This window comes from Xanthomonas sp. GW (assembly GCF_014236815.1).
GTDB lineage: Bacteria > Pseudomonadota > Gammaproteobacteria > Xanthomonadales > Xanthomonadaceae > Xanthomonas_A.
This window is the reverse complement of the sequence record NZ_CP051189.1, coordinates 318515-339292: the sequence shown is the minus strand read 5'-3', so window position 1 is coordinate 339292 and position 20778 is coordinate 318515. Positions and strand designations below refer to the sequence as shown.

Sequence of the window (20778 nt, the reverse complement as noted above, 5' to 3'; positions counted from 1 at the left end):
GGTGGGGTTCCTCGATGTTTCCGGGATGCCACCGTGCTGCTGCCGCAAGTATTTGACAATACAGTTTTATCAATGCATTAAATAAGCACACCTTATAGTTGTCACGTCATGGCCACGCGCGGCACCGCAACCCCGCGTTTTCCCTACAAATCCGACCGGCTGAAGCCACTGCGCGCGTTCTGCCAGACGGTACGCCTGGGTTCGGTCTCACGGGCGGCCGAGGCGCTGTTCGTCAGCCAGCCGGCGGTGACCCTGCAGTTGCAGGCGCTGGAGCGCGAACTGGGCGTGGTGCTGCTGGAGCGCAGTGGGCGCCGCCTGATCCCCAGCCGCGAGGGCCAGCTGCTGTACGAAATGGCGCAGCCGCTGGTGGAAAGCCTTGACCGGCTGGAGGCCGATTTCCGCGAGAAGGCGCGCGGGCTGGACGCCGGCGAACTGAACATCGCCGCCAACAGCTCCACCATCCTGTACCTGCTGCCGAAGATCGTGGAGAACTTCCGCGCGCGCCACCCGGACGTGCGCCTGACCCTGCACAACGCGATCAGCGCCGACGGTACCGAACTGCTGCGCGAGGATGCGGTGGACTTGGCGATCGGCTCGATGCTCGACGTGCCGGCCGACCTCAGCTACGCGCCGGTGTACCGCTTCGAACAACTGCTGATCGCCCCGCGCGACCACCCGCTGGCGAACACGCCCAAGCTCACCCTGCACGACCTGTCGCCGTATCCGCTGATCCTGCCGCCCAAGCGCCAGGTGACCTACCGCCTGGTCGACCTGGTGTTCCAGCAGGCGCGGGTGCCGTACACGGTGGCGCTGGAAGTGGGCGGCTGGGAGGTGATCAAGCAGTACGTGGCGATGGGCATGGGCATCTCCATCGTCAGCTCGATCTGCGTCACCGAGGCCGACCGCGGCAAGCTGGCCACGCGCTCGCTGAGCGACTATTTTCCCTCACGCAGCTACGGCGTGGTGGTGCGCAAGGGCAAGTTCCTGTCGCCGCAGGCGCGCGCCTTCATCGAACTGATCCAGCCAGACCTGTTCACCCCGCGCGGCTACGACGAGAGCGGGCCGTCGGAGCGTTGAGTCGCCGTGGCCGGGCGAACGGGCCGTTTCGCGCGCCGCGCCAGGTGGCCGCAGGCCGTCCGGTTGCGCTGGCAGGCTCGCGGCGGCGCCGGACCCAGGACATGCCGGCTGCCTGCTAAGGTGAAGCCGCACATCGCCCACCCACCGCCACAGCCTTGACTCCCTCCTCCCGCTACGCCGAAATCGACGCACCGCCGGCATTGCGCGATCGCCTGCGCTGCAGCTGGCGCTTTCGCCAGGGCGATGCCGATCCGCTGCCGACGCAGGTATTGCCGGATGGCTGCGTGGACCTGATCTGGGACGGACGCGCTCTGTTCGTGGCCGGACCGGACCACGAAGCCAGCGTCGCGACGCTGGCGCCGGGCAGCGTACTGAGCGGGGTGCGCCTGGCTGCAGGCGCGGGCGCGAGCCTGCTCGGCGTGCCGCTGCATGCCATCGCCGACCAACGCGTCGCGCTGGAGGCGTTGTGGGACGGCCGCGGTCGCGACTGGCAAACACGGCTCGAAGACAGCACCGAGCCGCTGACGTTGCTGCATGCGCTATGCGCCAGCCGTCCACTCGTGGCGGACCGGCGGATGGCCTGGGTGTTCGCGCAACTGGCCGGCGACGATGCGCCGCGCATGGCCGAACTCACGCGCAGCCTGGGCATCAGCGAGCGCTCGCTGCGGCGCCGCTGCCAGGACGCGTTCGGTTACGGCGCCAAGACCCTGGAACGCATCCTGCGCCTGCAGCGCTTCCTGCGCATTGCCTCCGGCCACGCCACGCTGACCGCGGCGGCGCTGCAAGCCGGTTACGGCGACGCCCCGCATCTGGTCCGCGACAGCCGCCAACTGACCGGCCTCAGCCCGCGCGACCTGGTACGACAACACGCAAGCTGAGCTGGCCGTTTTCGCCAAGCCGGCAGCGGCACGGCGATGGATACTGGCCGCCCTTTCCACGGAGCCCGCCATGAGCCGCGCCGACCATCAGCACCGCATCGACTACCTGGAATTCGCCGTCGCCTCGATCGCCGCGGCCAAGGCCTTCTACGGCCAGGCCTTCGACTGGACCTTCCAGGACTACGGCCCCGATTACTGCGAATTCCGCGACGGCCGCCTCACCGGCGGCTTCTTCCACGGCACCGCGCAGCCCGGCGGTGCGCTGGTGGTGCTGTACTCCAACGACCTGGCCGACACCCAGGCGCGCATCGAAGCCGCCGGCGGCCGCATCGTCCGCCCGCTCTTCGAATTCCCCGGCGGCCGCCGCTTCCATTTCACCGATCGCGATGGCTATGAGTTGGCGGTGTGGTCGGAAAGCTGACGGCTGGGCAAAACTGCGGCGCAGAGGCCGCTGTGCGTCTGCGGCACTGCTGCCGATAGCCAACCGCGCAATGGCGCGAGCGGCACGCCGCACGCGCACCGCACTCAGCCGCGCGCGTAATGCCGCAAGAACATATCCGCCGCCGACTCCGCCACCTGCGCCTGCTGCGCGGCGTTCAACGCGGGCTGGCCCATGGCGATCTGCGGCCAGAACGCGAAGCCCTTGACCAGGCCTTGCAGCTGCTGCGAGGCGAACTCCGGATCCAGCGGCTGCAGGCGGCCGTCGGCCAGGGCCGCGCGGATCCAGACCGTGGTGCCCTCTTCCTTGCTGCCCAGTTGCGCGATCAGTTCGCGGGCGCGTTCGGGCGAATGGACGCCTTGGGCGATGGCCACGCGCGACAGATCTACGAAGGCCGGGTCGTCGAGCAGCCGCAGCTTCTGCTGCAGCAGTTGCAGCAGTTGCTCGCGCAACGGCCGGTCGGCGCGATACGGCACGTCGAGCGTGTCCGCGCTGCGCTGCCACAGCCGGCGCAGGATCTCGGCGAACAGCGCGTCCTTGCTCGGGAAATGGTTGTAGACGGTGCGCTTGGACACGCCGGCGCTGGCGGCGACGCGGTCCATGCTGGTGGCGTCGAAGCCCTGGCTGCGGAACTCGGCGATTGCCGCCTCCAGGATGGCCTGGCGCTTGCGCTCGGTCAGGCGCACCGGGGCCGGTGCGGGGTCGGATGAACTGGACATGTGGACATTTTACACCGGGCGGTTTACTTTCCCCCTCAAGGAAACTACACTGTGTAGTGTAATTTTCATGCCACACCCCCTCCCTCCACACCCTTCTGGAACACCGCCGTGCTCGCCTCCGCCCGCCAGATGCCCCGCTGTTCGCCGTCCCCGCATGCGGCCTCGCCGCAGTTCCGCGATGGTCGCTTCCGCAATGCGGCGCCCACCGCGACCAGTGCGCTGGGCTTCTTCCCGACCCTGCGCCTGATGTGGGACTTCCTGTTCAACAAGCCGGCGCACACGGTGCCGTCGCTGCCGTTGCCGGTATTGCCGCTGACCCGCGCGCAGCTGCTGGCCGCGCCGGACCACAGCCTGTTCCGGCTCGGCCACTCCACGGTGCTGATGAAGTTGCATGGCGGTTTCTGGCTGACCGACCCGGTGTTCTCCGAGCGCGCCTCGCCGTTCGCCTTCGCCGGACCCAAGCGCTTCCATGCGCCGCCGATCGCGCTGGACGAGCTGCCGCCGATCGCCGGGGTGATCCTGTCGCACAACCACTACGACCATCTGGACCGCGCCACCATCCGCCGCCTGGCCGACCGGGTCGGCGTGTTCGTGACGCCGCTGGGCGTGGGCGACCTGCTGCTGCGCTGGGGCGTGGACCCGGCCAAGGTGCGGCAGCTGGACTGGTGGCAATCGACCACGGTGGACGGAGTGACGCTGACCGCAACGCCGTCGCAGCATTTCTCTGGCCGCGGGCTGTTCGACAGCGGCCGCGCGCTGTGGTGCTCGTGGGCGATCCAGGACCAGGCGCTGAAGATCTTCTTCAGCGGCGACAGCGGCTACTTCGACGGCTTCAAGGCGATCGGCCAGCGGCTGGGTCCGTTCGACCTGACCTTGATGGAAACCGGCGCCTACGACGCGCAATGGCCGCACGTGCACATGCAGCCGGAGCAGAGCCTGCAGGCGCACCTGGACGTGCGCGGGCGCACGCTGCTGCCGATCCACAACGGCACCTTCGACCTGGCCCTGCATGCCTGGCACGAACCGTTCGAGCGCATCGTCGCGCTGGCGGTCGCGGCCGGCGTGACGCTGGCGACGCCGCGCATGGGCGAGCGGGTGGATCTGACCGCGCCGGTTGCCGGCGACCGCTGGTGGCGCACGCTGGGCGCGGTTCCTGCGGCGGCGCGATGAAGCGCTGAAGCAGCAACGTTGCCAATGCCGGCGCGGTCCGCGACCTGCGCCGGCACACCCTTCGGAGAACTGTACGCGCCGGCCGCATGACGCGACCGACACGCGCGCATGGCCATTACAGGCGCAGCCACTCCAGGCCTTCGCCGCGGCGGTAGTACACCGCCAACGCCTTGCCGTAGACGCTGTCGGCATCGACGAAACCGAAGTAACGGCCGTCCAGGCTGTTGCCACGATGGTCGCCCACCGCCAGCAGCTTGCCAGGCGGTACGCGCACGTCGTACAGGTCCGGGCCGCCGCCGGCGTCCAGGTCCAGGTGCGCGATGCGTTCGCCGAACCGTTCCTCGTCGCCGGCGCTGCCGATCCGCAGCGGCTGGCCGTTGATCGACAGGTGGCCGTCGCGCAGGTCGACGCGGTCGCCGGCCACCGCTACCACGCGCTTGATCAGGCGGGTGCCGTCGCGCGGCGAATCGAACACCGCCACGTCGCCGCGCTGCGGATGGCCGCGTTCGAGCAGGCGCCATTCGGTGAACGGCACGCGCAGGCCATAGGCGCTCATGTCCACGGCGACGCGGTCGCCGGGCTGCAGGGTCGGCTGCATCGAACCGCTCGGGACCACGTAGTGGTTGGCGAACGAGGAACGCGCGGCAGTCAGCAACAGCAGCATGACCGCGATCGGCAGCAGTTCCTTGCGCGTCCAGCGCGCGGCGCGGTGCAGGCGGGAGTCTTGCGGGTCGGTCGAGGTCATGGAACACCTGTGGGATTCGGGTGGGAGGACATCGCGGGGTTGCCATTGCGACAGTGCGCGCGTCGCCGCACGGGTACCAGTGACGGAAGGCATGGGGCTGCGCTTGTGCCATCGGGAGGCGGGCGCGGATGGGTTCACGGATACGCAGGCGGTCGGGGCTTAAGTCCCTCCTGCAGTGCACCCAGACAGGCAGTGCATGCTCTTCATGTGGGAGCCGCGTTAGGTCGCGTCGACTAGCGGTGCGGCACTTAGGAGGCGGCGGTCGGCGGCGGAAGCCATGGCGCTCGAAACGAGTGTGCGCACGGTTTAGGAGACTGTCGGGGCTGAAGCCCCTCCTACAGGGTTGCTGCGGCCATTTCGCGGCTGCCACAACGAAGAACGGGATGGCCGTTGGGCCATCCCGTTCTCGATCACCGCTGGCGGCGAGGTGCGACTCAGTTCTTCAGACCGCGGTTTTCCAGCAGCGGTTCGACGCTGGGATCCTTGCCGCGGAAATCGCGGTACAGGGTGGCCAGGTCGACGGTGTTGCCGCGCGAGAGGATCTTGGCGCGGAAGATGTCGCCGTTCTTGCGCGACAGGCCGCCGTTCTCCTTGAACCATTCGAACGCGTCGTCGTCGAGCACTTCCGACCAGAAGTAGGCGTAGTAGCCGGCCGAGTAGCCGCCGCCCCAGATGTGATCGAAATAGGTGGTGCGGTAACGCGGCGGCACTTCGGCCACGTCCACCTTGAACTTCTTCAGCGCGTCGGCCTCGAACTTGTCCACGTCCTGCAGCGGGGCGTCGGCCGGCTGGGTGTGCCAGGCCAGGTCGAGCAGCGCCGCCGACAGATATTCGGTGGTCGCGTAGCCCTGGTTGAAGGTGCGCGCCTTCTTGATCTTCTCCACCAGCTCGGCCGGCATCGCCGCGCCGGTCTGGTAGTGCTTGGCGTAGTGCGCGAACACCTTCGGATCCGAGGCCCAGTGCTCGTTGAACTGCGACGGGAACTCGACGAAGTCGCGCGAGGTCGCGGTGCCGGCGATCGACGGGTACTTCACCTTGGAGAACATGCCGTGCAGCGCGTGGCCGAACTCGTGGAACATGGTGGTGACGTCGTCGAAGCTGAGCAGCGCCGGCTGGCCGGGCGCGGGCTTGGTGAAGTTGCAGACGTTGTACACCACCGGCTTGGCGCCGGTGAGGCCGTCCTGCTCGACGAACACGTCCATCCACGCGCCGCCGGACTTGCTGTCGCGCTTGTAGTAGTCGGTGTAGAACAGCGCCATCGAGGTGCCGTCCTGGTCGAACACTTCGTACACCTTCATGTCCGGGTTGTAGGTCGGAATGTCGGTGCGTTCCTTGAAGGTGATGCCGTACAGCTCGGTGGCGGCGTAGAACACGCCGTTCTTGAGCACGTTGTCCAGCTCGAAGTACGGCTTGATCTGCGACTCGTCCAGGTCGTACTTGGCCTTGCGCACCTGCTCGGCGTAGAAGTCCCAGTCGGACGCGGCGAGCTTGAAGCCGCCCTTCTGCGCGTCGATCACCTTCTGCATCTCGGCGACTTCGCTGCGTGCCTTGGCGGTGGCCGCCGGCACGGTGTCGGTGAGCAGCTTCAGCGCCGCGGCCGGGGTCTTGGCCATCTGGTCGCCCAGGCTGTAGGCCGCGTAGCTCTCGAAGCCGAGCAGCTTGGCCTTCTGCGCGCGCAGCTGGGCCAGGCGCTGGATGGTCTGGCGGGTGTCGTTGGCGTCGCCCTTCTCGGCGCGCGACTGCGAGGCGGCCATCACCTGGGTGCGCAGCTCGCGGTCTTTCAGCGACGCCAGCACCGGCTGCTGGGTGGTGTTCTGCAACGCGAGCAGGTACTTGCCGTCGAGCTTGCGCGCGGTGGCGTCCTGCGCGGCCGAGGCGATGTCGCCTTCGGACAGGCCGTCGAGCTTGGCCTTGTCGTCCACCACCACCGCACCGGCGGCGGTGGCCGCGACCAGCTTGGTGTGGAACTGCGTGGCCAGCGTGGTTTCCTCGACGTTGAGCTTGCGCAGCGTCGCCTTGTCGGCATCGGACAGCTGCGCGCCGGAGCGCACGAATTCCTCGTAGTCGCGCTCGACCAGACGCTTCTGCTCCGGCTCCAGGTTCAGCGTGTCGCGCTGGTCGTAGATCGCCTTGATCCGCGCGAACAGCTTCGGGTCCAGGCTGATCTCGTCCTGGTGCTCGGCCATCTTCGGCGCCACCGCTTCCTGGATCTTCTGGCGTTCGTCGTTGGTGTCGGCCTGGACCAGGCCGAAGAAGATGCGCTGGACCCGGTTCAGGGTCTCGCCGCTGCGCTCCATCGCCTCGATGGTGTTGGCGAAGGTGGCCGGCTCGGCGTTGTCGGCGATCTTGCGGATCTCGGCCAGGTGCTGCTTCATGCCCTCTTCGAACGCGGGCTGGTAGTCGGCGTCCTTGATCTTGTCGAACGGCGGCGCCTGGAACGGCAGCGTGCTGGCGCTCAACAGCGGATTGGCGGCGGCGGGCGCGGGGACTGCGAAGCGGCAGGGGCGGCGGGCACGGGGTGGACTCCTTACCGGAACAGGCGGCCAGCGCCAAGCTGATGGCGGCGGCCAGAACGACAGTACGCGACATGGGGTGGAACTCCTGACAGGGACATGGTGGCGGGGCAGCCGCGCACGCTACGCGGTTTGTGCGGGGGCGGCATGTGCCATTGGATCTGGGGGTGGCGCGCGCGGCGCGGGCATGGCGCCGAACGCCTTGGCGCAGCGGCCGGAGCAGGCGCTTTGCGGGCAGATCCTGTCGCGGCTGAAGCCGCTCCTACAGTGCACCGGCCTTGTAGGAGCGGCTTCAGCCGCGACAGGAACTTGCTCAAGCCGGTTACGGCGCCCCAGGCAGCGGCAGCGCCTCGTCCTTGAAGATGGCCACGTGCGGCACGCCGTCGGCGCCGATCCAGCCGCGGTACATGCCTTCGGTGTTGAACGGGAAGGCGACGCTGCCGTCGGCGCCCAGCGCGATCGCGCCGCCGTCGCCGCCGGCCTTGGGGATCTGCTGGTCGATCACCGCCTCGGCCGCCTGCGCCAGGCTCTGCCCGGCGTACTTGACCCGCGCGCAGATGTCGTAGGCCGCCACCGCGCGGATGTAGAACTCGCCCCAGCCGGTGCCGGACACCGCGCAGCGGCTGTCGGCATAGGTGCCGGCGCCGATGATCGGCGAGTCGCCGATGCGGCCGTAGCGCTTGTTGGTCATGCCGCCGGTGGAGGTGCCCGCGGCCAGCCGGCCCTGCGTGTCCAGCGCCAGCGCACCGACCGTGCCGAAGTGCTTGGCGGTCTCCAGGTCGGCGTGCGCCTGCTTGTTGGCTTCTTCCTTCAGCGCCTGCTGCAGCTGCTTCCAGCGCTTGTCGGTGCGGAAGTAGGACGGATCGACCAGGGTCACGCCGTGCTGGCGCGCGAACACCTCGGCGCCGTCGCCGACCAGCATCACGTGCTCGGACTGGTCCATCACCGCGCGCGCCAGCTGGATCGGGTTCCTCACCCGGTGCACCCCGGCCACCGCGCCGGCCTTGCCGCTGGCGCCGTCCATGATCGCCGCGTCCAGTTCGTTGCGGCCGTCGTGGGTGAACACCGCGCCCTTGCCGGCGTTGAACTGCGGCGAGTCCTCCAGCACCGCGATCGCCGCGGCGACCGCGTCCACTGCCGGCTTGCCCTGCGCCAGCAGCGCCTGCCCGGTGCGCAGGGCGGTTTCCATCGCCGTACGCGCCTCGGCCAAGTCGGCAGCGCTGCTGCTGGCGCGCTCGACCCCGGCGCCGCCGTGGATCACCAGGGTGGTGGCGGGAATCTCGCGCATCTGCCCATCGCGCACCGCGTAGTAGCGGTGGAACACCGGCGCATCGACCCGACCTTCGGGCAGATGCAGAGTCGAGCCGGGGCCGACGCCGACGGTCTCGATGCGCGCCGCCTGCAGCGGCTTCCCGGCCGGCCTAGGCGGCTGCAGCGGGCCGGCGACCACGGTGGCGCCGGCCTGCGGATCGGTGGCATAGACCCGCGCGCTGCCGTCGCCCTCCACCGCCAGCGCCGCGCTCTCGTCCACGCCCAGGCCGATCAACGGCTGCCCGGCCGGGGCCAGCGTCGCCGCCCTGGCGCGGAACGCGAACAGCCGGCCGAGCCGGTCGCGTTCCTTGAAGTGGGTGTCGGTGATGACCCGCTTGAGCAGGTCCAGGTGCAGGAAGTCGGTCTCGATGGTGGTGGCCGGCCCCAGCGGATCGGCCAGCGCCGGCGCGCTGGTCAGGCTACCGCCGTCCATCGCCCCGTACAGGTATTCGCCGAGCATGGCCAGGCCGGCGCTGGTGCCGCCGAGCGGCTTGCCGGCGCGCACGTGCGCGTCCAGCGCGGCCGCCACCGGCGTGCCCTTCCAGTAGCGCACGTAGCGCGACTGGTCGCCGCCAGCGATGAAGATGCCGTCGGCGCGGGCCAGGCTGCGCAGCAGCGCCGGATCGCTGGAGGCGCCGCGGCCGCTGAACACGAACGTCTCCACCGAGGCCACGCCGCCGACGTCGCGATAGAACTCCTCGGCCACTTCGTTGCCCTGCGAGGCGCGCAGCACCACCACGTGGCCGTGCCCGGCCTTGGCCATGAACCAGCGCAGCGCGTCGTAGTTGCGGTCGCCGCCGCCCATCAGCAGCAGCCCCGGCGCGACCGGGCCGGGCGTGGGCAGGGCCGGGTCGCCGACCAGGTACTGGCGGTAATCGCGCGCGGCGGCGGGCGCGGCCAGGCACAGGCCCAGCAACGCCACCATCCAGGGCCGGAACGTGCCGACGAAACGGGTCATGCGGATCTCCTCGAGGGGCGGACGGGAACCGCACGGGCGGTTCGTTGCAGACAAGGGACGAACGGCGGCGCGGTTTCCCCCCTCGTCGTTGTACCGGTTCGCGGCGCCGCGCGGGCGCTGCCACGCGGGCGGACGATCGGCTAATGTGGGATGCATGCCCGCCTCCCTCGACGATTGGTTCGTCCACGAGATCCTCGTCCACGAGCAGGCGCTGAGCGGTTACCTACGGCGCTGCTGGCCGCAGCGCGACGAATGGCACGACCTGCGCCAGGAAATCTACGTGCGCGTCTACGAGGCCGCCGGCAAGGCGCGGCCGAGCCTGCCCAAGTCGTTCCTGTTCGCCACCGCGCGGCACCTGATGAGCGACCGGCGGCGGCGCAGCCGGGTGGTGTCGATCGAGGCAGTGGGTGATTTGGAGTCGCTGCACGTCCTGGTAGACGAGCTGTCGCCGGAACGCTGGTGCGGCGGGCGGCAGGTACTGGGACGGCTGGCAGCCGCCTTCGACCGCCTGCCCGACCGCTGCCGCAGCGTGATCTGGCTGCGGCGGGTCGAGGAACTGTCGCAAAGGGAGGTGGCCGTGCGTCTGGGCATCAGCGAGAAGACCGTGGAAAAACACGTGGCCAAGGGCATGCGCCTGCTGGCCGATCATTTTCATGGCGACGACGACGGCGCGCGTGCGCCCGCGGCGCCGCGGCGGGCACGGGCGCAGGATGGACAGCAGGCGGATTGAGCTGCGCGCTGCGGCGTGGCTGGCGCGCTGCGACCGCGGCGACTGGACGCCGCAGCAGCAGGCGCGGCTGGAGGCGTGGCTGGCGGCGGCCACGGCGCACCGGGTGGCGTTCCTGCGCCTGCGCGCGGCGTGGCAGGAGAGCGGGCGGCTGCAGGCGCTGGGCGCCGGCCAGCGCGACGGCGGCATTCCGCCGCGCGGCAGCTGGCGCGGGCTGGCGGCTGGCGACGGCGCGGCCAGCGCCAGCGCGGCGGCCGCCGACGCATCCGGCGCATCGGCCGACCTCGGCCAGTTGCGCTTCGCACCGCGCCCGCCGCCACGCACGCGCCGGCGCTGGCCGCTGGCGCTGGCCGCGACGCTGCTGCTCGGCGCGGTGCTGGGCTTGGCCTGGCGCCAGTCCGCGACGCCGCCGGCGGTCGCCTACGCCAGCGCCACCGGCAGCCTGCGCCCGCTGGCCTTGGCCGACGGCTCGCACGCGACGTTGAGCAGCGACAGCCGCATCGACGTGGCGCTGTCGCGCGCGCAGCGGCATATCGACCTGCAGCGCGGCGAGGCGTTCTTCGAAGTGAGCAAGGATCCGGCGCGGCCGTTCGTGGTCGCCAGCGGCGCGCGCCGGGTGATCGCGGTGGGCACGCGCTTCGCGGTGCGCCGCGACGCCGACGCGCTGCGCGTGGTGGTCACCGAGGGCACGGTGCGACTGGAATCGGCGGCGAACCCGCAGGCGCCGCCGACCCTGCTGCCGGCCGGCAGCATCGCCCTGGCCGGCCCGCACGGAGTGCTGGTGCGGCGGGTCGCGCTAGCCGAGGCCGAACGCGCGCTGGACTGGCGCAACGGCTACCTGACTTTCGACGACACCCCGCTGCAGGCGGCGGTGGCCGAGTTCAACCGCTACAACACGGTCAAGCTGCAGGTGGCCGACGCCGCTGCCGGCGCGCTGCGGGTCGGCGGCAATTTCCGATGGTCCAACACCGAGGCGTTCGTGCGCCTGCTCGAGCAGGGCTTCCCGATCCGCGCCGAGCGCCGCGGCGACCAGGTGCTGTTGCACAGCCGCTGAGCGCGAGCGCGGTCGGGATGGGGGGATTTGCGCAGCTCGTTCGTCGTGTCTAGCGGGGGCGTGGCCTTGCGCCTGGTTTAGGGGAGAAGACTCGATGCGATATCCGATGCGTGTCCTGCTGCTGAGCATGGCCTGCGCCACCGCCTGCGCGGCGCAGGCGCAATCCGTTGCCGACGGCCAAACCGCCGGCATCCAGCTGAACATTCCCGCCGGCCCGCTGCGCGCGGCGCTGGAGGCCTTGGCGCGGCAATCCGGCGCGCAGCTGATCTACCGCGCCGACCAGCTCGACGGCGCGCGCAGCGCCGGCGCGCACGGCCAATTGGACACCGCGCAGGCGCTGCAACGCGTGCTGCACGGCAGCGGCTTCGTCGCCCAGCGCGATGCCTCCGGCGCCTGGCTGGTCCGCCGCCAGGAGCCGGCCCCGGCGCCGCGCACGCAACCGGTGCGCGCCACGTTGCCGGCCGCCGCGCCCGCCGAACCGATCGCCGACTTGCAGACGTTGCAGGTCACCGGCTCGCGCATTCCGCGCGCGCAGTTGGAAGGGCCGGCGCCGATCAGCGTGATCAGTGCCGAACAGATCAAGGCCAACGGCTTCACCTCGGTGCCGGACGTGCTGCGCGCGATGACCCAGAACGGCGGCGAGACGCAGAGCCCGCAGTCGGCCAGCGGCGCCGACTTCTCGCCCGGCGCGCAGCAGGTGGACCTGCGCGGGCTCGGCCCCAACCACACCCTGGTGCTGGTCAACGGCCGCCGCATCGCCGACTTCCCGATGCCGTTCAAGGGACGCAGCAACTTCACCGACATCTCCAACATCCCGCTGGGCATGATCGACCGCATCGAGATCCTGACCGGCAGCGCCTCGGCGATCTACGGCTCGGACGCGATCTCCGGCGTGGTCAACTTCATCCTCAAGAAGCACGCCGACGGCACCACCCTGGACTACCGCTTCGGCGATACCAGCGGCGGCGGCGGCGACAGCTTCAACCTGAGCGTCAGCAGCGGTTTCTCGCGCGGCGCATTCGATGCGGTGTTCGGCGCCGAAGCGGTGACCCAGAATCCGCTGTGGGCCTACCAGCGCAGCCGCCAGGACAGCACCCTGGACGGCCCGACCGAGCGTTCGCAGGTGCCGCGCCGCACCTTCCTGCGCACCGACTACGACGACAACTACCTGGATCCGGGCGCAGCCACCTGCGAGGCGGTGTCCGGCCTCAACCGCGGCAGCACCAGCTACGCCTCGCGCCCGGGCTACGGCGAGTTCTGCGGCAGCAGCGCGTCGATCGGCTACGGCACCATCGGCAACAAGCGCCGCGGCATCAACGCCTACGCCTCGCTGAGCTACGCCTTCGACGGTGGCACCGAGTGGTTCGCCGACCTGCAACTCGGTTACCACGAACTGTCGCTGTTCCGCGACGTGACCCAGTGGGGCTACATGGCCCCGGACGGCAACGAGGAAGGCTATTTCTACAACCAGGCCAGCGACCAGATCGAGGCCTGGGGCCGCCAGTTCAGTCCCGAGGAAATGGGCGGGCTCAACGTCGGCACCATCCGCACCCGGCAGAAGACCTTCAGCCTGACCACCGGCTTCAAGGGCAAGCTGGCCAGCGACTGGGACTACGAGGCCAGCCTCAGCCATTCGCAGTACCAGGCCACCATCAGCTGGCCGCAGATCGTCGCCGAGCGCGCCAACGCGCTGTTCCTCGGCCCGCAGCTGGGCGTGGACGACGATTCCGGCCTGCCGATCTTCAACGCCGACCCGCAACGCCTGTACACGCCGCTGACCCGCGCCGAATACGACAGCATCGCCCAGCGCAGCGTCTACCAGCCGCGCTCGCGCACCGACACCGCCGCCTTCACCGTGACCAACCCCAGCCTGTTCGCGCTGCCCGGCGGCGACGCCGGGCTGTCGGCCACCGCCGAGTTCGGCAACCAGGGCTACGACCTGCGCCCGGATCCGCTGGCCACCCAGTACTACTACTACAGCTGGAAGGACTCCGACGGCCACGGCAGCCGCAACCGCTGGGCGCTGGCCAGCGAGCTGCGCCTGCCGGTGCTGTCGACGCTGGCGCTGAGCCTGGCCGGACGCTACGACCAGTACCGCTTCTCCGGCCGCACCCTGGGCAAGTTCACCTACAGCGGCGGGCTGGAATGGCGGCCGCTGGACACGCTGCTGCTGCGCAGTTCCTACGGCACCGCGTTCCGCGCGCCGGACCTGCACTACATCTACGCCGGTGCCGGCAACGACGAGACCTCCGGAGTGGACTACTACCGCTGCGCCAGCGAAGAACCCGGCGTGGCGATCGAGGACTGCAGCTACAACGACGAGGCGATCATCCGCGGCCGCAGCGGCAACCGCAAACTGGATCCGGAAACCAGCACCTCGTGGACCGCCGGCTTCGTCTGGTCGCCGCGTCCGGAGCTGGACGTGTCGGTGGACTACTTCGACATCGACATGCGCAACCAGGTGCAGGACCTGCGCGTGGACCAGGTGCTGCGCGACGAATCCGAATGCCGGCTCGGCAACCTGGACGCAGCCTCGACCACCTGCCAGCAGGCGCTGGCGCGGGTCACCCGCAGCGCCGACGGCGACCTGTACGGGGTCTACGTCAACCCGATCAACATCGCCCGCGAAAGCACCAGCGGCATCGACCTGAGCACCCATTACCGGCTGGACACCGGGATCGGCACCTTCCGCTTCAGCGGCAGCTACACCTGGGTGCGCCGCCACGACATCCAGGTCTACGCCGGCGAAGCGATGGTGGACGAATTCGCGGTCAACAGCGGCTACGACATCCCGCGCAGCAAGGCCAGCGCCAGCGTGTCGTGGGAACGCAAGGCGTGGTCGGCGACGCTGCACGGCGAGCGCCTGGGGCGCCTGCCCAGTTCCGATTCCTACGACCAGGTGTACGACCCGGACAGCGGCGACAGCCCGTGGATCGGCGCCACCTACCGCTACAACGCCTCGGTGCAGTACCGCATCGGCGACCATGCGCAGCTGTCGCTGGCGGTGACCAACCTGTTCGACAAGATGCCGCCGCGCGACCGCACCTACACGTCGTATCCGTACTACGACGTGTCCTGGTTCGACACCGTGGGCCGCAGCCTGTATTTGCAGTACACGCACAAGTTCGGCGGCAGCGCGTTGTAAGGCCACCGCTACTGGCGCGTTCTTCGACTGTTCGCAGGTCGGCGCGATCCTGTAGGAGCGGCTTCAGCCGCGACAGGATGCTACCGGTAACGCCCGGTCGCGGCTGAAGCCGCTCCTACAGGAACCGCATTCGCATCGAGGTGCCGGCCAGCCTCACAACGTATCGCGATGCTTCCCGCGCCACGGCCGGTACCAGGTGCGGATCGCGGCGATGTCGGCCTGCATGTCGGCGCTGGTGTGGAACAGCGGGCCGAGGCCGACGGTGCGGCTGGGGTAGTCGAAGTACACCGGGAAGATCGGGATCTCGGCGCCATGCGCGATCTTCCAGAAACCGACCTTCCACTTCTCCACCCGCTTGCGCGTGCCTTCCGGCGTGATCACGTACCACATGCGCGGCGCCTGCCGGATCAGCGCCACCGCCTGCTCGACCACGCCGCGCGGCGACTTGCGGTCCAGCGGGATGCCGCCGAGCTTGCGCAGCAACGGTCCCAGCGGCCACCAGAACAGCTGGCTCTTGCCCATCACCCGCACCTCGAAGCCGACCGCGAACTTGACCGCGAAGCCGAGGAAACCGTCCCAGTTGGACGAATGCGGGGCGACGATCATCACCAGCTTCGGCACGTCCGGGAATTCGCCCACCACCCGCCAACCGGTCAGGCGCAGCGCGGTGCGGCCGAGCCAGCGGCCGAAGCGGCTGGGCTTGACCATCGGCATGTTGGGGGTGGCGGGGGGCAACGAAAAATCGCGTTCGCTCAAAAGTCACTCCCAGCGGCCGGGCGAACGGCCACGTTTGATCTGGCTGCGCTCGCGCTTGTCATCCAGGCGCCGCAGCTTTGCGCCCTTCGAAGGTTTGGTGGCGATGCGCCGCTTCGGCACCGACAGCCCGGCGGCGATGAACTCGGCCAGGCGCTGGCGCGCATCGTCGCGGTTGCGGTCCTGGGTGCGGAAGCGCTGCGCATCGATCACCAGCACGCCCTCGGCGGTGATGCGCCGGTCGCGACGCGCCAGCAGCCGCGCACGCAGCGGCTCCGGCAGCGACGGCGAACCGGCCAGATCGAAACGCAGCTCCACCGCGGTGGAGACCTTGTTGACGTTCTGCCCGCCGGCGCCGCTGGCGCGCACGAAGCGCTCGACGATTTCGCTTTCCGGAATCGCCAGGCTGTTCGAGATGTGGATGGCCCCATTACCCATCCGCGAATTGTAGGGCATCCGCCAGACGGCTTGATTTTCCAAGGCCCGCGGCCGCGACGTGAAGACGCGGGCAGCGCCGGCGGCCGCGGCGCGACCCCGGACCTGGGCCGGCCATGCGAGCCGGCGCAGACGGCGAGGCCACGGCGATTCCCGTATCCTGGCCGCCGGTCATAGCCTTGCAGGACGCTCGATGAACCCGACCCCGCTCCTTTCCCGTCGCTGGCCGCAGCGCCTGCTGCTGGCCGCGCTGCTGGCCCTGGCCGCGGGCCCCGCGCTGGCCGAGCCGCCCAGCGACGGCGACGTCAACCGCCTGCTGTCGGCCTCGCGCGCGCAGAACATGCTCGACAGCATGCTGCCGCAGATCGAGGCGATGCAGCGCCAGCAATTCGCGCAGCTGACCGCGCAGCGCCCGCTCGACGCGGCGCAGCAGCAAAAGGTGCAGCAGATCCAGGAGCGCACCCAGGCCACCGTGCGCAAGGCGCTGTCGTGGCAGGAAATGCGCCCGCTCTACGTGAACCTGTACAAGCAGTCGTTCTCCAAGCAGGACGTGCTGGCGATGGCCGAGTTCTACGAGAGCCCGGCCGGCCAGAGCATGCTCGACAAGACCCCGCAGCTGATGCAGAACCTGATGGGCGCGATCCAGCAGAAGATCACCCCGCTGTTCGCCGACCTGCAGAAGGACCTGGAGCAGACCGTCAACACGCCGCCGGCGGCGCCGGCGAAGAAGTAGTCCTGCCGCGGCCAATGCGCTGGGCCCTTGCGCGCGAAGCGCTGCACCCCCGCTTCCTGTAGCAGCGGTTTCAACCGCGATGAGCGAAGCGGCTGGCGTTGCGCTTGCGGCAGAGGTCTGGATCGACATGTTCCGGCCGCAGCTGGAAGCTCAGGCCGCGCGGAAGGCATCGTCGGAACGACTTTGGGTGGCGTTAGGTCATGCGTCGTCGCGATCGGGCATTACCGGTAGCTCCGGTCGCGGCTGAAGCCGCTCCTACACAAGCGCGCACCACGAACCGTCTGGAAAAGCGCTAACCAGCGACTTCGCCTGGCGCAACCGCCAATCGTTCCGCGGTGCCCCGCACCCACGGCGCCGCCGACCACCCGAACAACCCGAACGCGCGCACGAACTCCGCATCCAGCGGTGCGTTCACCTCGATCCGGCGCCCGTCCGGATGCGGGAACGCCAGGCGCTCGGCGTGCAGCAGCATGCGGTGCACGCCCTGCATGCGGAAGATGCGGTTGTGGCGGCCATCACCGTGGCTGGTGTCGCCGATCAGGTGATGCGACAGATGCTTGAGGTGGCGACGGATCTGGCGGAAACGCCCGGTCACCGGGCTGCAGCGCAACAGCGCGTAGCGCGAGGTGCCGAACTCGCCCGACGGCACCTGCAACTCGCCGCAGGCCAGGCGCTGGAAGCGGGTCTGCGCCGGTTTCTTCAACGGCTTGCCGGGGCCGCCGTCGAGGTCGTGGTCGACGTCGAAGCGCTCCTCGGCCGGCCAGCCGCGACAGATCGCCAGGTAATCCTTGTCCACCTCGCCGCCCATCAGCGCCTTGCCCAGCGCGCTGGCGGTGTCGCGGTCGAAGGCCAGCAGCAGGGAACCGCTGGTGGCGCGGTCGAGCCGGTGCACCAGGAAGATCGGACGCCCCAGTTGCGCGCGCAGGCGATCGGCGAGGAAGTCGTCCTCGCCGCGGGCCAGCTTGCTGTCGTGGACCATCAGCCCGGCCGGCTTGTCGACCACGGCCAGGAACGGGTCCAGATAGAGGATCTGCAGGGAATCGGGGGAAATGCTCACCACCGGATTATCCGCGCCCGGCGCCCCCGGCCACAATGCGCGCGTCACGCAGCGTCCGGTTCCAGGCCGCCGACGTCGCCGCGCGATGGTTCGACGATGGCCTCCCACAGCTGCGGAGTCCCGTTGAAATGCTGGAACTGCCCGACGCGCAGCCCGTGGCGACCGGCAGCCGTATCGGTGCCCTGGCGTGTAGCTTCCGCGTAAGTCGCGCCGCGTTTGCGCGCACGCTGCCATGTCATCGCGTGGACTCACGTCCTCCCGTTTCCTGCCCCAGGCACGCGCAAGCGTGGCGCGATCTGCTCATGGGTGGATGACACGCCCTACAGCAACTGGATCCCGAAGCGGCGCACGCCCAGCGCCAACGCGCCGAAGCAGGCGATGGTCAGCAGCGCGCACGCGGCCAGCGTCCACCAGAAGCCCAGCCGCGGCAACAGCAGCGGAAACGCCAGGAACATCGGCAGCGTCGGCAGCACGTACCAGAACGTATACCAGGCATGGTTGGCGATCTTGGCCTGCGGCTGCCGCTCCAGTTGCAGCCAGATCAGCGTCAGCACCGTCACCAGCGGCAAGGCGGCGATCAGCCCGCCGAGCCGGTCGCTGCGCCGCGCCACTTCGGAAATCGCCACCACCAGCGCGGCGGTGATCAGATACTTGCCGACGATCCAGGGCATGCGCAGCTCCCGACAGGTGAAAAACGCAGGACGCGGACAGCGCGGGGCGTTCGATCGCGGCGGCGAAGCGCCTAGCGCCGCCACCACGCCGAGAGCAGGCTGACCGCGCCGATGCCGCCGGCGATCCATGCCCAGATCGACACGCCGCCGAGCTGCGGCCCGCCGGCGTCGAGCGCGTACAGCAGCGCCGCGACGGTGAGCAGGCCCACGCCGGTGATCGCGGTGACCACGCGGCGCTGCATGCGCAGCAGGATCACGTTGAGGTCGGACAGATCGCGCGAGCGCATCGACAGCTCGTGGCCGCCTTCCACCTGCTGGCGCAGCCAGCTGTGCACCAGGCGCGGCATGTCCGGCGCATGGGTCATGATTTCCGGCAACCGCTTGCGCAGTTCGTGCAGCGCGCGCTGCGGGCTGTAGCGCTCGACCAGGATGCGCTCGAGCACCGGCCGCGCCACCGCCCAGATGTCCAGCTCCGGGTCCAGCTGGCGGCCCACGCCTTCGATGTTGAGCAGGGTCTTCTGCAGCAGGATCAGCTGCGGCTGCAGGGTCAACTCATAGCGCTGGGCCACGCGGAACAGCTTGATCAGCACCTCGGCCAGCGAGATCTGCGACAGCGGCCGGGTGAAGTACGGCTCGCACACCGAGCGCGCCGCCGCCTCCAGTTCGTCGATGCGCACGTTGGCCGGCATCCAGCCCGCCTCCACGTGCAGCTCGGCCATGCGCCGGTAGTCCTTGTTGAAGATGGCCATGAAATTCTCGGCCAGGTAGTACTGATCTTCCTGCGACAGCTGGCCCATGATGCCGAAGTCCAGCGCGATGAAGCGCGGGTTGATCCGCCGCGCCGGATCGCTGTCGACCCAGATGTTGCCGGCGTGCGCATCGGCATGGAAGAAGTTGTCGCGGAACACCTGCGTGTAGAACACGCGAACGCCCTTGGCCGCCAGCGCCTTGCGGTCGATGCCGGCGGCGTCGAGCGAGGCGATGTCGTCGGAGGGGATGCCGCGCACCCGCTCCAGGGTCAGCGCGCGCTCAGCGGTGTGGCTCCAGATCACCTCCGGCACGTACATGTCGTCCGAATGCAGCCAGAAGCGGCGCAGCACGCTGGCGTTGGCGCCTTCGCGCTGCAGGTCCAGCTCCGCGGCCAGGGTGGTCTCGATCTCGGCCACCACTTCGCGCGGACGGATCTTGTCGGCGCGCGGGTGCGCGCGATCGACCAGCGCGGCGGCGGACTTCAACAGGGCGATGTCGGCGTCGATCTGCCGCTCGATATCCGGGCGCAGCACCTTGACCACCACTTCGCGGCCGTCGTGCAGCGTCGCCGCATGCACCTGCGCGATCGAGGCCGAGGCCAGCGGCGTGGTGTCGAAACTGGCGAAGGCCACGCCGATCGGCTGCCCCAGCGCCTGCTCGACGATGCGCCGCGCGGCCTCGCCGTCGAACGGGCGCACCCGGTCCTGCAGCAGGGTCAGTTCCTCGGCCACGTCCGGCGGCATCAGGTCGCGGCGGGTGGACAGGATCTGCCCGAACTTGACGAAGATCGGGCCCAGGTCCTGCAGCGCCAAACGCAACCGCGCGCCGCGCGACTGCGCGGCGATGTCCGGGCTGGCACGCGGCACGAACGGCTTGGCCAGGCGCAGCCAGCGCTCGGCCGGGGTGCCGTCGAGCAGATCGTCCAGGCGGTAGCGCAGGATCACCCGGCCGATGCGGCTGGCGCGGAACATCGCCTTCATGCGCCGTGCCCCGGCTGCAACCTGGCCACCCGCGCGGCCAGACGTTCGACATCGTCGCGCACCGCATCCACATCGTCGTAGAACGCGTCCAGCTCGGCGCGCGGGACCACGTCGCGCGACTCCTCGGTAACGAATTCGGCCGCGCTCTGCGCCAGATCCTGCGCGCTGCGCTGGGCCTGCTGCAGCGCCGCGCGCGCGGCGTTGGCGAACTGCACGCCGAGCACGTCGCCGAACACCTGGGTGAACGGGCGCTGCCAGTCGGGATCGAAACGCCCCGCCAACTGCTGCAGGCGCCGCGCCAGTTCGGCATCGCCGGACACCCGCACCCGTCCGCCGGGACTGGCGCCGCGCCGTGCCTGGGCCAGGAACGGCAGCTGCGCGAACAGCCCGCCGAGGGTGCTGCGCACCGCCAGATCCGGCTCCTGCGCCGTGTCCACCGGGCCGACCTGCAGGCGCGTGCCGTCCACCCGGATCTGCAGCGCCAGCGCGGGCGCCTCCAGGGTCAGCGCCACGCGCTGGCCGTCGAGGCCGCGCAGCGCCTCGCGGGTATCCGGGTCCAGCGCCAGCGCGCGGTTGAGCGCCGCTTCCAGCGCGCGGCCGGCCAGGGGCTTGAGGGCATCGAAGGGAGATCCAGGCATGCCGCGCATTCTAGCGGCAGACACG

17 protein-coding genes and 2 pseudogenes are annotated in these 20778 nt (G+C 69.8%); 8 read left to right on the top strand and 11 right to left on the bottom strand.

Annotated features, from left to right (window positions below; all coding sequences use genetic code 11):
• Window positions 1-108 precede the first annotated feature (108 nt).
• From HEP73_RS01500 to HEP73_RS01490, 3 genes are all read left to right on the top strand, one after another.
• Window positions 109-1077 carry a LysR family transcriptional regulator gene (locus tag HEP73_RS01500; RefSeq protein ID WP_185821850.1) on the top strand — a complete coding sequence of 323 codons (969 nt, stop codon included), beginning with the start codon at window positions 109-111 and terminating at the stop codon, window positions 1075-1077.
• A 155-nt stretch (window positions 1078-1232) separates the two neighbouring features.
• On the top strand, window positions 1233-1955 hold the full coding sequence (locus tag HEP73_RS01495) for a helix-turn-helix domain-containing protein (protein WP_185821849.1): 723 nt from the start codon (window positions 1233-1235) through the stop codon (window positions 1953-1955).
• Between the two features lie 70 nt (window positions 1956-2025).
• A complete protein-coding gene (locus tag HEP73_RS01490) occupies window positions 2026-2376 on the top strand; it encodes a VOC family protein (RefSeq protein ID WP_185821848.1) in 351 nt (116 codons plus the stop codon).
• 104 nt (window positions 2377-2480) lie between these two features.
• On the opposite strand, the gene HEP73_RS01485 is transcribed toward HEP73_RS01490, so the two are convergent.
• On the bottom strand, window positions 2481-3113 hold the full coding sequence (locus tag HEP73_RS01485; protein WP_185821847.1) for a TetR/AcrR family transcriptional regulator: 633 nt from the start codon (window positions 3111-3113) through the stop codon (window positions 2481-2483).
• Window positions 3114-3242: 129 nt separating this feature from the next.
• On the opposite strand from HEP73_RS01485, the gene HEP73_RS01480 reads away from it, so the two are divergent.
• The gene (locus HEP73_RS01480) at window positions 3243-4283 is read left to right on the top strand and encodes an MBL fold metallo-hydrolase (RefSeq protein WP_185823250.1); all 1041 of its coding nucleotides are present in this window, start codon (window positions 3243-3245) and stop codon (window positions 4281-4283) included.
• Between the two features lie 115 nt (window positions 4284-4398).
• On the opposite strand, the gene lepB is transcribed toward HEP73_RS01480, so the two are convergent.
• From lepB to HEP73_RS22530, 4 genes and pseudogenes are all read right to left on the bottom strand, one after another.
• On the bottom strand, window positions 4399-5028 hold the full coding sequence (lepB, locus tag HEP73_RS01475; protein WP_185821846.1) for a signal peptidase I: 630 nt from the start codon (window positions 5026-5028) through the stop codon (window positions 4399-4401).
• Between the two features lie 434 nt (window positions 5029-5462).
• Window positions 5463-7617, bottom strand: a pseudogene (gene dcp, locus HEP73_RS01470) (peptidyl-dipeptidase Dcp).
• Between the two features lie 246 nt (window positions 7618-7863).
• A complete protein-coding gene (locus tag HEP73_RS22535) occupies window positions 7864-8829 on the bottom strand; it encodes an isoaspartyl peptidase/L-asparaginase family protein (RefSeq protein WP_255423751.1) in 966 nt (321 codons plus the stop codon).
• 264 nt (window positions 8830-9093) lie between these two features.
• Window positions 9094-9615, bottom strand: a pseudogene (locus tag HEP73_RS22530) (cyanophycinase); the annotation flags it as partial.
• A 349-nt stretch (window positions 9616-9964) separates the two neighbouring features.
• Between HEP73_RS22530 and HEP73_RS01460 the strand changes: the two are divergent.
• From HEP73_RS01460 to HEP73_RS01450, 3 genes are all read left to right on the top strand, one after another.
• The gene (locus HEP73_RS01460) at window positions 9965-10540 is read left to right on the top strand and encodes an RNA polymerase sigma factor (RefSeq protein WP_185821844.1); all 576 of its coding nucleotides are present in this window, start codon (window positions 9965-9967) and stop codon (window positions 10538-10540) included.
• Window positions 10464-11591, top strand: coding sequence for a FecR family protein (locus tag HEP73_RS01455; protein WP_255423628.1), 1128 nt, complete (start codon window positions 10464-10466; stop codon window positions 11589-11591). Before HEP73_RS01460 ends, HEP73_RS01455 begins: the two co-directional genes overlap by 77 nt.
• 106 nt (window positions 11592-11697) lie before the next feature.
• Window positions 11698-14736, top strand: a complete 3039-nt coding sequence (locus tag HEP73_RS01450; protein ID WP_255423627.1) for a TonB-dependent receptor — start codon at window positions 11698-11700, stop codon at window positions 14734-14736.
• Window positions 14737-14889: 153 nt separating this feature from the next.
• Here HEP73_RS01450 and HEP73_RS01445 read toward each other — a convergent pair whose 3' ends face one another.
• Together HEP73_RS01445 and arfB are read right to left on the bottom strand one after the other, a co-directional pair.
• Window positions 14890-15492 (bottom strand): lysophospholipid acyltransferase family protein, encoded by a 603-nt coding sequence (locus HEP73_RS01445; protein WP_185814874.1) that lies wholly within the window; start codon window positions 15490-15492, stop codon window positions 14890-14892.
• 3 nt (window positions 15493-15495) lie between these two features.
• Window positions 15496-15927, bottom strand: a complete 432-nt coding sequence (gene arfB / locus HEP73_RS01440; protein WP_185814873.1) for an alternative ribosome rescue aminoacyl-tRNA hydrolase ArfB — start codon at window positions 15925-15927, stop codon at window positions 15496-15498.
• Between the two features lie 190 nt (window positions 15928-16117).
• Here arfB and HEP73_RS01435 point away from each other — a divergent pair, with 190 nt between their 5' ends.
• Window positions 16118-16657 carry a DUF2059 domain-containing protein gene (locus HEP73_RS01435; protein WP_185821841.1) on the top strand — a complete coding sequence of 180 codons (540 nt, stop codon included), beginning with the start codon at window positions 16118-16120 and terminating at the stop codon, window positions 16655-16657.
• Between the two features lie 292 nt (window positions 16658-16949).
• Here the strand turns inward: HEP73_RS01435 and HEP73_RS01430 are convergent, their stop codons facing one another.
• From HEP73_RS01430 to HEP73_RS01415, 4 genes are all read right to left on the bottom strand, one after another.
• Window positions 16950-17750 carry a pseudouridine synthase gene (locus HEP73_RS01430; protein WP_255423750.1) on the bottom strand — a complete coding sequence of 267 codons (801 nt, stop codon included), beginning with the start codon at window positions 17748-17750 and terminating at the stop codon, window positions 16950-16952.
• A 284-nt stretch (window positions 17751-18034) separates the two neighbouring features.
• Window positions 18035-18385, bottom strand: a complete 351-nt coding sequence (locus tag HEP73_RS01425) for a DUF3147 family protein (RefSeq protein ID WP_185821839.1) — start codon at window positions 18383-18385, stop codon at window positions 18035-18037.
• Window positions 18386-18456: 71 nt separating this feature from the next.
• Window positions 18457-20115, bottom strand: a complete 1659-nt coding sequence (gene ubiB / locus HEP73_RS01420) for a ubiquinone biosynthesis regulatory protein kinase UbiB (protein WP_185821838.1) — start codon at window positions 20113-20115, stop codon at window positions 18457-18459.
• Window positions 20112-20753, bottom strand: coding sequence for a ubiquinone biosynthesis accessory factor UbiJ (locus HEP73_RS01415; protein ID WP_185814868.1), 642 nt, complete (start codon window positions 20751-20753; stop codon window positions 20112-20114). Before HEP73_RS01415 ends, ubiB begins: the two co-directional genes overlap by 4 nt.
• Window positions 20754-20778 lie beyond the last annotated feature (25 nt).